Origin of the sequence: Plantactinospora veratri, from assembly GCF_036421995.1 — a bacterium.
Classification (GTDB): Bacteria; Actinomycetota; Actinomycetes; order Mycobacteriales; family Micromonosporaceae; genus Plantactinospora; species Plantactinospora veratri.
On sequence record NZ_JAZGQL010000013.1, the window covers coordinates 12226 to 23090 of the forward strand.

Consider the following 10865-nt stretch of genomic DNA (forward strand, 5'->3'; position numbering starts at 1 on the left):
TGGCCGAATCCGCCGACGACCGCCGTACCGTCCGGATACTCTCTGCTGGTGCGAGGGATACCCCAGGTAACCGATGGCGGGCCGGTGGCCGGATGACCCCGGGACGACGGTGAACGCTCCACAGGACGCGCTGGTCGTGGTCGGGGTCGACGACTCCCGGCTGAGCATGACGGCGGTCCGGCTGGCGGCCCGCGAGGCGGTCCTGCACTCCCGCCCGCTGCGCATCGTGCACGCGTTCAACTGGGTCGCGGACCCGTCGGAGCCGATGCCGGAGGAGCCCCGCCGCCCCGCCGAGGAGCTGCTGCAACGGGCGGGCGCCGTCGCGATCGAGGCCCAGCGGGGCGTCGAGGTCTCCTGCGCGCTCATCGAGGGACCGGTGATCACCACCCTGCTCCGGGAGTCGGGTTCCGCCGCGTTGCTGGTGATCGGCGACGGCGGGCTGTCGGCGGGTTCCGACGTGCCGACCCCCTCCGACGCCACCGCCGTGCAGCTCGCCGCGCGGGCGGGATGCAGCGTGCTGGTCGCCCGGGAACAGCTTCCGCTGACCGGGCCGGTGCTGGTCGGGGTGGACGGCTCGGCCAGCTCGCTGAGCGCCCTCGACTTCGCCTTCGACACCGCCGAGCGGCACCGCACCGACCTGGTCGTGATGCAGGTCTGCGACCCGGACGGTACGGACGGCGCCCCGCCGCCCGAGGTCGTCGAGCAGCTCGCCGAGGCGGTCGCGCCGTGGCAGCGGAAGTATCCCTCGGTCCGGGTCAACCAGCAGGTCCGGACCGGCGACCCGGAGTCGACGCTGGCCCAGGAGACCCGCCGGGCCGAACTCGTGGTGGTCAGCGCCCGAGGTGACGAGCCCTGGCGCGGCATGCTCGGCTCGGTCAGTCAGGCGATGCTCTACCACTCGACCTCGCCGGTGGTGGTGGTACGCGGCGCGCACGGGGTGTACATCCAGGAGTGAGTGAGCCTGCCGAGATCGCCGTTCCGGTCCCGGGGCGGGCCGGCTCGGGGCAGGCTCGGATGATGGGAATTGCGCTGGACCCGCAGCCTCGGCTGACCGACGAGGAACTGGGCCGGATCGACGCGTACTGGCGGGCCGCCAACTATCTGAGCGCCGGGCAGATCTATCTGCTGGCGAACCCGCTGCTGCGGGAGCCGCTGCGGCCGGAGCACGTCAAGCCGCGCCTGCTGGGCCACTGGGGGACGGACCCGGGGCTGAACCTGGTCTACGTACACCTGAACCGGCTGATCGTGGCCCGCGACCTGAACGCGATGCTGGTGACCGGCCCGGGACACGGCGCTCCGGCGATCATCGCGAACACCTGGCTGGAGGGGACCTTCTCCGAGCTGTACCCGTCGGTGAGTCGGGACGAGGCCGGAATGGCCCGGCTGTTCCGGCAGTTCTCCTTCCCGGGCGGGATCCCGAGCCATGTCGCCGCCGAGGTGCCGGGGTCGATCCACGAGGGCGGCGAGCTGGGCTACTCGCTCGCGCACGCCTACGGGGCCGCGTTCGACAATCCGGACCTGCTGGTGGCCTGTGTCGTCGGTGACGGCGAGGCGGAGACCGGTCCGCTGGCCGGGAGCTGGCTCTCCACGATGTTCCTCGATCCGGTCCGGGACGGTGCGGTGCTGCCGATCCTGCACCTCAACGGCTACAAGATCGCCAACCCGACGGTGCTGGCCCGGATGCCCGAGCAGGACCTGCTGGACGTGTTGGGCGGCTACGGCTACCGGCCGTACGTGGTGGCCGGGGACGAGCCGGCCCGGGTGCACCGGGAGTTGGCGGCCTGCCTGGACCGGGCGCTGGACGAGATCACCGAGATCCAGCGGCGGGCCCGGCGCGGCGGGCCGGTGCAGCGGCCACGCTGGCCGATGCTGGTGCTGCGGACCCCGAAGGGCTGGACCGGGCCGGGTGAGGTCGACGGCGAGCAGGTCGCCGGGACGTTCCGGTCCCACCAGGTGCCGCTGGAGGGGGTACGCGACAATCCCGACCACCTGGCCCAGTTGGAGCGCTGGCTGCGGTCGTACCGGCCGGAGGAGCTCTTCGACGCGACCGGCGCGCCGCTGCCGGCGCTGGCCGAGTTGGCTCCGCGCGGCGACCGGCGGATGAGCGCGAACCCGCACACCAACGGCGGCGTCCTGCTCCGCGACCTGGTGCTGCCCGATTTCCGGGAGCATGCCGTCGGGGTGGACCGACCGGGCAGCCCGGCCACCGGTGCCACCGGGGTCCTCGGCGGCTGGCTCCGGGACGTCATCGCGGCGAACCCGGACCGGTTCCGGCTCTTCGGCCCGGACGAGGTGGAGTCGAACGGGCTGGCCTCGGTCTTCGAGGTCACCGACCGGACGTTCCTGGGCACGATCGAGCCCGGGGACGACCACCTCTCCCCCGGCGGCCGGGTGATGGAGGTGCTCTCCGAACACCTCTGCCAGGGCTGGCTGGAGGCGTACCTGCTGACCGGCCGGCACGGCATCTTCACCAGCTACGAGGCGTTCATCCACATCGTCGACTCGATGCTCAACCAGCACGCCAAGTGGCTCAAGGTCACCCGGGACATCCCGTGGCGCCGCCCGGTCGCCTCGCTCAACTACCTGCTCTCCAGTCACGTGTGGCGGCAGGACCACAACGGCTTCTCGCACCAGGATCCGGGCTTCATCGACCACGTCACGAACAAGAAGGCCGAGATCGTCCGGGTCTACCTGCCGCCGGACGCCAACACGCTGCTCTGCACCATGGACCACTGCCTGCGCAGCCGGCACTACGTCAACGTGGTGATCTCGGGGAAGCAGGCCGCCCCGAACTGGCTGCCGATGGAGCAGGCGGAGCTGCACTGCCGGCGCGGGGTCGGGATCTGGGAGTGGGCCAGCAGCGACGCCGGGGCCGAGCCGGACGTGGTGCTCGGGTGTGCCGGCGACGTCCCGACGCTGGAGACGCTCGCCGCCGCCGACCTGCTCCGGCAGCACCTGCCCGAGCTGAAGGTACGGGTGGTCAATGTCGTGGACCTGATGCGTCTGCAACCCGCGGGCGTGCACCCGCACGGGCTGGCCGACGCGCAGTTCGACACGCTCTTCACCCGGGACCGGCCGGTCATCTTCGCCTACCACGGCTATCCCTGGTTGATCCACCGGCTTGCCTACCGCCGGACCAACCATGCCAACCTGCACGTCCGGGGCTACCAGGAGGAGGGCACCACCACCACGCCGTTCGACATGGTGATGCTGAACGACCTCGACCGGTTCCACCTGGTCATGGACGTGATCGACCGGGTACCCGGGCTGGCTGTCCGGGCCGCCGACCTGCGGCAGGCGATGATCGACGCCCGGCAGGAGTGCCGGGATCACACCCGACGGTGCGGCGAGGACCACCCGATGGTCGCGCAGTGGCAGTGGCCGGGCTGAGCCGGCCCGGGAGTGGGGAGATCATCGGGCACGGCCGGCCAGCAGCCAGCGGGTGACCGGAATCCGCAGCAGGGTGCGCCGACCCTCCCCCGGCACCGGCACGGTGACGTCCCAACCGGCGTACTTGCCGTGGAACGCGTAGACGATCTCGGCCGGGAAGTCCGCGCGGAGTACCGTAGCCCGCCCCTCGGCCACCACCGGGGCGTCGCCGTTCTCCAGCGCGAGCGAGACCCGGGGGTCGGCGTCGATGTTGCGTACCTTCCTGTTCCGCGCGGCGCTGCCGACCCAGAAGGTGTCTTCGCGGTAGAGGAACCACACCGGCGTGACGTGGGGGCTGCCGTCCGGCCGGAGCGTACAGAGCCAGACGTTGCGGTCCCGGTCGAGACGATCACGCACCCGTCGGTCAGGATCCATCGGCATGGTTCCATCCTCCACCGGTGGTGCGAAGCGTCGGCAAGGAGGCTGACCAGGAGCGGGTGATTTGGTTATCTGGTGGCAGCCGGTGCTTCCCCGCGCCGGCACCGGCACGCAGAGGAGGCAGACATGCCACTTCCGGACCAGGACTCCGCCGTCGGCCACTCGTTCGCCCTGGAGGTGGACGGGACAGTGATACCGCAGATCACCGAGGTCTCCGGGCTGCGCCTGGGCCAGGACGTCGTCGAGTTCAAGTCGAGCGCCTCCGACGGCGAATATGTGGTCCGCACGCTGCCCGGCCGGCCCCGGGAGGGCGAACTGACCGTCGTCCGGCCGCGGGACGGCGCCGACAGCTTCGAGAGCTGGATCGCCGACGTCCGCGCGGGTCGGGGCGACGGGGGCGGGTCGGCCGCCGCCGTGCTCGTCCTCGACGCCTCGGGTACGCCGGTCAAGCGCTACAAGCTCGTCGGTGCCACGCCGAAACACCTGGAGGTCAGTACGATCACCAGCGGCGGTACCGGTGTGCTCACCGAGAAGCTGGTGCTGACCTACGAGGCGGTGGAGGTGGAGTAGTCCCGTGACGCGGTCGGCGGACGAGATCCTGGACATCGTCGACGAGCGGGACCGGGTGGTCGGGCAGGCCCCGCGCGGCGAGGCGTACGCCCGGCGACTGCGGCACCGGGCCGTCTTCGTGCTGGCCCGCGACCCGGCGGGGCGTATCTTCGTGCACCGGCGTACCGCACAGAAGCTCGTCTTCCCGTCCCACTACGACATGTTCGTCGGCGGGGTCGTCGGTGCCGGCGAGTCCTACGACGAGGCGGCCCGGCGGGAGGCCGAGGAGGAGTTGGGGGTGACCGGCCTGCCGGCGCCGACCCCGCTGTTCAGGTTCCGCTACGAGACTCCCGAGCACGCCTGGTGGTCCGCCGTCTACGAGGTGTGCTGCGCTACCCCGGTCGACCCGCAGGTCGAGGAGGTGGCCTGGCACGCTTTCCTCACCGAAGAGGAGCTGGCCCGGCGGCTGACCGAGTGGGAGTGGGTGCCGGACGGGCTGGCCGCCTACCACCGGCTGCTCGACCGCCGGCGGGACCGCGCGGGAGACGGCCCCGCTCAGCCCGGATAGTCGAGCTGCGGCTCGGCGTGCGGGGCGCCTTTCAGCTCGTGGAAGCCGGGCACACCGGCGACCAGCAGGGTGCCGTCCCAGAGCCGGCCGGCCTGCTCGCCGGTCGGGATCCGCGAGATGACCGGGCCGAAGAAGGCGATCCGCCGACCGTCGGTGCCGGTGACAGCGATGATCGGGGTGCCGACGTGCTCGCCGACCAGCGCGATCGCCTCGGCGTGCGAGGCGCGCACCGCGTCGTCGTACCCGGTCGACATGCCGGCCTCGACCAGCTCGCGCGGCAGGCCGGCGGCGTCCAGCGCGGTGTGCAGGTCGCCGAGCCAGTCCCCGTCGCCCCGGGCGGTGGTCCACATCGCGGTGTAGAGCCGGGCCAGCGCCTCCGGGCCGTGCTGCTGCCGGACGGCCGCACAGATCCGCACCGGAACCCAGAGGTAGCCCTCGGGGTCGCCCTCCGGGTCGTCGTCCCGGCCCTCGTTGAGCACCGAGAGGCTCATCAGGTGCCAGCGCGGCTCGACCGGCCGGACCTTCGCCACCTCCAGCAGCCAGCGCGAGGTCGTCCAGGTGTACGGGCAGGAGGGGTCGAACCAGAAGTCCGCGACGATCGTCTCCGGCATTCCGTGCCCCTTCCAGGTCTGCTCGTGCCGTCCCTCCTCGGAGCTTAGGCGGAGGCGGTCCCGGGCGATGCGCAGCCGGGGCGCCGCCCAGCCGAGGAAGCGCGCGTGCATGAGCTTCGGATCCGGACGGCGGCTCGGGTGCAGCCGGTGCAGGTCGGCCATCGCCTCCTGCATCAGGCCGGCGAGGAAGACGGCCAGCCCGACCGGGTCGGCGACGTAGTCCAGCGGCAGCAGGGTACGGGCGGTCAGGCAGGGCCAGTCGGTGGCGCAGACCCGGCAGAGCCAGAGCGGGCGCCGGGGCAGGTGCGACCAGCCGAGCCGGTCGGTCGCCGTGCTGCGGTCGCGTCGGCGGGAGGAGTACTCGACTCCGTCGGTACCGGCATCTGGTTCGTCCGCCATCACGAGGGCCCCTCTCTCGCTCCACTGGTGACACTCTGCTGTGGTTGCCCTACTGTCGGAAGGCGTCGGCCGTGGCCTCGGCTTTTCAGTGGCCGCATCGGTCGTCACACACCGTGTCCAGTGGAGGCGAGAAAGGGATTGTGGAGGGACTGTGGAGAGCGAACAGCAGCCCACGGCGGACCTGATCCGCACCCAGCTACGCCTGATGCGCAGCAACGCCGGGCTCAGCCAGGACGAGTACGGCCGCCGGTCGAACTACTCGGCGTCGATGGTGTCGGCGGTCGAGTTGGGCCAGCGCCCCCTCGATCGGGTCTATCTGGCCCGCGCCGACGCCGTGTTCGGCACCGGCAACCTCTTCGTCTCGCTACTCAAACTCGCCGAACGGGACGGCGAGCCGATCTGGTTCCGGCCGTGGCTCGACGCCGAACGCACGGCCACACAGCTCAGATGCTTCGAGCCGATGCTGATCCCCGGACTGTTCCAGACCGAGGACTACGCACGGGCGGTCATCCGAAACGACGTCACCCTCACCGAGGAGGAGGTGGAAAGGCTGGTCGCCGCCCGGATGGCCCGGCAGTCCATCCTGGATCGGAATCATCCACCGCAACTCACCGCCGTGCTCGACGAGTCAGCTCTGCACCGGTTCGCTGACGGCTACGCCCAGGTAATGACCGGGCAACTCAATCATCTGATCGCTAGCGCCGAGCGTCCGAACGTCAGTGTGCATGTCATCCCGGCCCGCGTCGGCCTCCATGTCGGGCTCGAAGGCTCGTTCATCCTGGCCCGCTCGGACGACGGCGGCTGGGTCGGTTTCTTGGACAACCAGCTCGGTGGGACCGTGGCGGACCGCATCGAGGAGGTCGAGACGCTTCTGGCAAGGTGGGAGAGTGTGCGCAACGTGGCGTTGCCCACCTGGCAGTCGGTCGAGCTGATCAAGGATGTGATGAGGCCATGGACGCCCTGAGCGGTGCGCGCTGGCGTACCTCCAGCCGGAGCGGCTCCAGCGGCAACAACTGCGTCGAGGTGGCGGACAACGTGGCTGGGGTCGTACTCGTGCGGGACAGCAAGGACCGGGCGGCCGGCACCCTCCGCTTCACGCCGGGCGCGTGGCGGGCCTTCGTCCAGGTCACCGCCACCCGCTGATGACGGCAGTACGGCCGGCGACCTCGCGGATGGTTGCGTCGAGGTCTTGACAGTGGCGTAGCACAGCCAAATAATTCAGCCATTGAACAAATTGACCAGGTGGGTTCGATCCGGCTCAGCCAGCTCGCCGTCGAGCACCTGGTTCGCTCCCCGCTGACCAACCGCGCCAGCTGACCCGTACCCGACGAGCCTTGGGAGGGACCGGTGCCACTCGTCGCCGGGGTTGACTCGTCGACCCAGTCGTGCAAAGTCGTCATCCGGGACGCCGAGACCGGGAAGCTGGTCCGGGAGGGTCGCGCACCACACCCCGTCGGCACCGCCGTGCCGCCGGCCGCGTGGGAGGCCGCGCTCTCCGACGCGGTCGCACAGGCTGGCGGACTGGACGACGTGTCGGCTGCCTCGGTTGCTGGGCAGCAACAGGGCATGGTGTGCCTGGACGCCGACGGCGCGGTGGTCCGGGACGCCGTGCTGTGGAACGACACCCGCTCGGCCGGTGCCGCCGCCGACCTGATCCAGGATCTCGGCGGCGGCGAGGCCGGGCAGCGAGCCTGGGCGGAGGCGGTCGGCCTGGTACCGGTCGCCAGTTTCACCGTCACCAAACTGCGCTGGCTGGCCTCGGCGGAGCCGGACAACGCCGCCCGTACGGCTGCGGTGTGTCTACCGCACGACTGGCTGACCTGGCGACTGGCCGGCGCACCGGGGCTGGCTGCGCTGCGCACCGACCGCAGCGAGGCCAGCGGGACCGGGTACTGGTCGGCCGCGACCGGTGAGTACCGTCCGGACCTGCTCCGGTTGGCGTTCGGTCGGGATGACGTGCTGCTGCCGCAGGTACTCGGGCCGACCGGTCGGGCCGGGCACCTGCGCACCGGCGCACCGCTGGGCCCCGGTGCCGGTGACAGCGCTGCGGCGGCGCTGGGCGTCGGCGCCGAACCGGGCGACGTGATCGTGTCGATCGGCACCTCCGGCACGGTGTTCACCGTGGCCGACGTGCCGGTCGCCGACCCGAGCGGGATCGTGGCCGGGTTCGCCGACACGACCGGCCGTTTCCTGCCGCTGGTGTGCACGCTCAACGCCGCCCGGGTGCTGGACGCCGCCGCGACGATGCTGCGGGTGGACCACGCGGGGCTGTCGGCGCTGGCGCTGTCCGCCCCGCCGGGCGCCGACGGGCTGGCCCTGGTGCCCTACCTGGAGGGCGAGCGCACACCGAATCGCCCGCAAGCCACCGGAGCCGTGCACGGCCTGACCCTGCGGACCTCGACCCCCGCGCTGCTGGCCCGCGCGGCGGTGGAGGGCATGCTGTGCGCACTCGCTGACGGGCTGGACGCGATGATCGCGCAGGGCACGACGGTCAACCGGGTCGTCCTGGTCGGCGGCGGCGCCCGCTCGGAGGCGGTACGCCGGATCGCGCCCACGGTCTTCGGTCTCCCCGTGCTCGTGCCACCACTGGAGGAGTACGTCGCCGCCGGCGCCGCCCGCCAGGCCGCCTGGGTGTTGTCAGGCGGGCAGCGACCGCCGTCCTGGACGGTCGGGCAGGTGAAGGCGTACGAGGCGGACGCCGTGCCGCTGGTCCGCGAACGGTACGCCGTGGCCCGCGCGAACGTCCTCGACCGCGCTGCCTGACGGACTGTCGCCACGAGGGTCCCGGTCAATCGGAACCGCGACGAGCCGGGCCGACCTGTCGGACCGCTGATTCACCCCTGCGGTTGCCCGGGGCCGGAGACCGGGCGCCCGGCCGGGGCGTACCCGGGTCGTCCGGGTCCCGGCTGCGGTGCCGGCGGCGGCGCGAAGACGCCGGGTTGCGGCGCCGCCGCGACCACGTTGCGGCCCACCTGGAAGCCGACCGCCGCGAGCATCGTCGTCAGGCTGCCGATCGCCGTCACGATCGCCAGGGTCTCCAGGCCCTCGGCCTCGAACTGGCAGTTGGGGTCGATGGGATCGCGAGGGTTGGGCATGCACACCTCGATCGCCCACATGCCTAAGGCTGGTGCCACCAGCAGGCCGACGAAGGAGAAGAGCATCAGCACGATGAAGACGGGGTGGACACCGGCACGTCGCATGATCGCGAAGTGTAGATGATCCCTTCTCCGGCCGGGGCCTGACAGCCCGCTAACCGCCGCCGCCCCCACCGCCGCAGCCGCTCCCGGAACCGCAGCCGCCTCCTCCGGCGTCGCCGCTGCCGCTGTCGGCACCGCCGTAGCCGGCGTAGCCGGAGCCCGGTGCGCCGGTCGGTCCGGTGTCCAGGGCACGGTGCTCGACGTACGCCTCGGCACCCATCTCCGGGTCGAGTTGACCGAGCACGTCGGTACCGAACAACGCCACCGCCATCGCCGTCGCCGTCGGGCCATAGGTGGTCAGGGCGGGCCGGTGCTGCGGGCCCAGGTGGTCGTACGTCCGGCGAAGCTGTCCGAGCAGCACCTCGGCGGCGACGCTCACCCGGGGCAGCTTGGCGATCAGCAGGAGGTAGCCACCGAACACGGCGAGCGTGGCCAGGCCAAGCCAACCGGGCGACCTCCCGCCCACCAGGTCGCCGCTGATCCCGGCGACCCCGATGACGACCAGCAGCAGCATCAGTCTGGCGCCGCGCCGGACCCGGCGGGAGGCGGCCGGACCGAGCAGCAGCCCGGCCTCCTCCAACTCGTCCCGGATCCGCCCGACCGCCGCCACCACCCGGGGATCGGCCCGGAGTGCCTGCTGTGCCACCCCGGCACCGGCGGCCGCGTGCACCGCCTTGTCCAGCGCGGTGGCGCCGGGTGCCAGCGGGCCGTTCGCCGACAGCGTGCGGGCCGGCGTCAGCCGTACCGCCTCGGCGGCGCGCAGGCCGGCCAGCGCGGCGTAGACGGCCAGCCGCTCCCCCGCGTGCAGGTAGCCGACCTGCTGCGGCACGAGGTCGCCGCGTTCGAGCCGGGACGGCTGCCGGAGCAGCCGGCGGCGGTACGTCCAGACGGTGCCGAAGACCGCCACCGCCGTACCCAGGTAGACCCAGACGGAGGTGGGGATGCCGAGGGACCACATTGGGGCACTCCGGAGGGGACGGGGTGGTCAGGTCGCTACAGTGTCCAACCCGCCCGCCAGCGGATCGGCCGGGGGCGTCGCCGACCGCTGACCAACTACGCTGCATCGTCATGGCCTCGGAGCACGTGACGACCGGCGAGATGACGCTGCGCTACACGCTGACCGCCGAGGACCTGCTCGACGGGTTCGCCGCGCAGTCCCGCAGCTTCCACCACCCCTGGTACCTCCGCTGGCCGACCACGATCCTGACCCCGGTGGTCGTGGCGGCCGTCCTCGTCCGGGCCGCGCTGGCCGGGGACTTCTCGACGGTCGTGGCACTGGCGGTGCTCGCCCTGCTGGTCGTGCTGATGCCGATCATGGTCGGCGTCGACCTGCTGCTGCTCCGGTTCCTCCGCAATCCCCGACTGATCTACCGGCTGAACGTCGGGCTGCTCGTCCGGGCGAACCCGGCGCTGACCAAGCCGATGACCGCCGTCGTCGACGAGGTCGGGGTACGGGTGCACAACGTCGGCGGGGAGATGCGCAGCGGCTGGACGATGCATCCGCTGCACGTCGAGACGGAGCGGTCCTTCGTACTGCTCGCCTCTCGGCGCCGGGGCGCGGCCGTACTGGTGCTGCCGAAGCGCGGCCTGGGCGAGGCGGACCCGGCGCCGCTGCGGGCGCTGCTCGCCGCGCACAGCAGCCGGCTGGACTGACCCGGCCCGTCGTCGATCGGTGGCCGGTTCCCGGAACCGGAGCCCCGCAAATTTGATCGATCCGGGTAAATCGGCTCACTC

At 72.0% G+C, this 10865-nt stretch carries 12 protein-coding genes; 8 read left to right on the forward strand and 4 right to left on the reverse strand.

Annotation, left to right across the window (positions count from 1 at the left end):
* Positions 1 to 109: 109 nt before the first annotated feature.
* Both V1634_RS18600 and V1634_RS18605 read left to right on the forward strand, forming a co-directional pair.
* The gene (locus V1634_RS18600; protein ID WP_331209133.1) at positions 110 to 955 is read left to right on the forward strand and encodes a universal stress protein; all 846 of its coding nucleotides are present in this window, start codon (positions 110 to 112) and stop codon (positions 953 to 955) included.
* 62 nt (positions 956 to 1017) lie between these two features.
* On the forward strand, positions 1018 to 3390 hold the full coding sequence (locus V1634_RS18605; protein ID WP_331209134.1) for a phosphoketolase family protein: 2373 nt from the start codon (positions 1018 to 1020) through the stop codon (positions 3388 to 3390).
* 21 nt (positions 3391 to 3411) lie between these two features.
* On the opposite strand, the gene V1634_RS18610 is transcribed toward V1634_RS18605, so the two are convergent.
* Complete coding sequence (locus tag V1634_RS18610; protein WP_331209135.1) at positions 3412 to 3810, reverse strand: TIGR03618 family F420-dependent PPOX class oxidoreductase; 399 nt, start codon at positions 3808 to 3810, stop codon at positions 3412 to 3414.
* Between the two features lie 123 nt (positions 3811 to 3933).
* Between V1634_RS18610 and V1634_RS18615 the strand changes: the two genes are divergently transcribed.
* Both V1634_RS18615 and V1634_RS18620 read left to right on the forward strand, forming a co-directional pair.
* A complete protein-coding gene (locus V1634_RS18615; protein ID WP_331209136.1) occupies positions 3934 to 4377 on the forward strand; it encodes a phage tail protein in 444 nt (147 codons plus the stop codon).
* Between the two features lie 4 nt (positions 4378 to 4381).
* Positions 4382 to 4924, forward strand: a complete 543-nt coding sequence (locus tag V1634_RS18620) for an NUDIX hydrolase (RefSeq protein ID WP_331209137.1) — start codon at positions 4382 to 4384, stop codon at positions 4922 to 4924.
* Here V1634_RS18620 and V1634_RS18625 read toward each other — a convergent pair.
* Positions 4912 to 5535 carry a mycothiol-dependent nitroreductase Rv2466c family protein gene (locus tag V1634_RS18625; protein ID WP_331209177.1) on the reverse strand — a complete coding sequence of 208 codons (624 nt, stop codon included), beginning with the start codon at positions 5533 to 5535 and terminating at the stop codon, positions 4912 to 4914. The genes V1634_RS18620 and V1634_RS18625 overlap by 13 nt on opposite strands.
* Positions 5536 to 6085: 550 nt before the next feature.
* Between V1634_RS18625 and V1634_RS18630 the strand changes: the two genes are divergently transcribed.
* The 3 genes from V1634_RS18630 to V1634_RS18640 all read left to right on the forward strand — a co-directional run bounded on the left by V1634_RS18630 (position 6086) and on the right by V1634_RS18640 (position 8697).
* The gene (locus tag V1634_RS18630; protein WP_331209138.1) at positions 6086 to 6898 is read left to right on the forward strand and encodes a helix-turn-helix domain-containing protein; all 813 of its coding nucleotides are present in this window, start codon (positions 6086 to 6088) and stop codon (positions 6896 to 6898) included.
* Positions 6886 to 7077 (forward strand): DUF397 domain-containing protein, encoded by a 192-nt coding sequence (locus V1634_RS18635; protein WP_331209139.1) that lies wholly within the window; start codon positions 6886 to 6888, stop codon positions 7075 to 7077. The genes V1634_RS18630 and V1634_RS18635 overlap by 13 nt, the downstream gene beginning before the upstream one ends.
* 204 nt (positions 7078 to 7281) lie before the next feature.
* Positions 7282 to 8697, forward strand: coding sequence for a xylulokinase (locus V1634_RS18640; protein WP_331209140.1), 1416 nt, complete (start codon positions 7282 to 7284; stop codon positions 8695 to 8697).
* A gap of 71 nt (positions 8698 to 8768) precedes the next feature.
* Here the strand turns inward: V1634_RS18640 and V1634_RS18645 are convergent, their stop codons facing one another.
* Together V1634_RS18645 and V1634_RS18650 are read right to left on the reverse strand one after the other, a co-directional pair.
* On the reverse strand, positions 8769 to 9134 hold the full coding sequence (locus tag V1634_RS18645; RefSeq protein WP_331209141.1) for a hypothetical protein: 366 nt from the start codon (positions 9132 to 9134) through the stop codon (positions 8769 to 8771).
* A 49-nt stretch (positions 9135 to 9183) separates the two neighbouring features.
* Complete coding sequence (locus V1634_RS18650) at positions 9184 to 10089, reverse strand: TIGR04222 domain-containing membrane protein (RefSeq protein ID WP_331209142.1); 906 nt, start codon at positions 10087 to 10089, stop codon at positions 9184 to 9186.
* 110 nt (positions 10090 to 10199) lie between these two features.
* On the opposite strand from V1634_RS18650, the gene V1634_RS18655 reads away from it, so the two are divergent.
* A complete protein-coding gene (locus V1634_RS18655; protein WP_331209143.1) occupies positions 10200 to 10784 on the forward strand; it encodes a hypothetical protein in 585 nt (194 codons plus the stop codon).
* Positions 10785 to 10865: the final 81 nt, after the last annotated feature.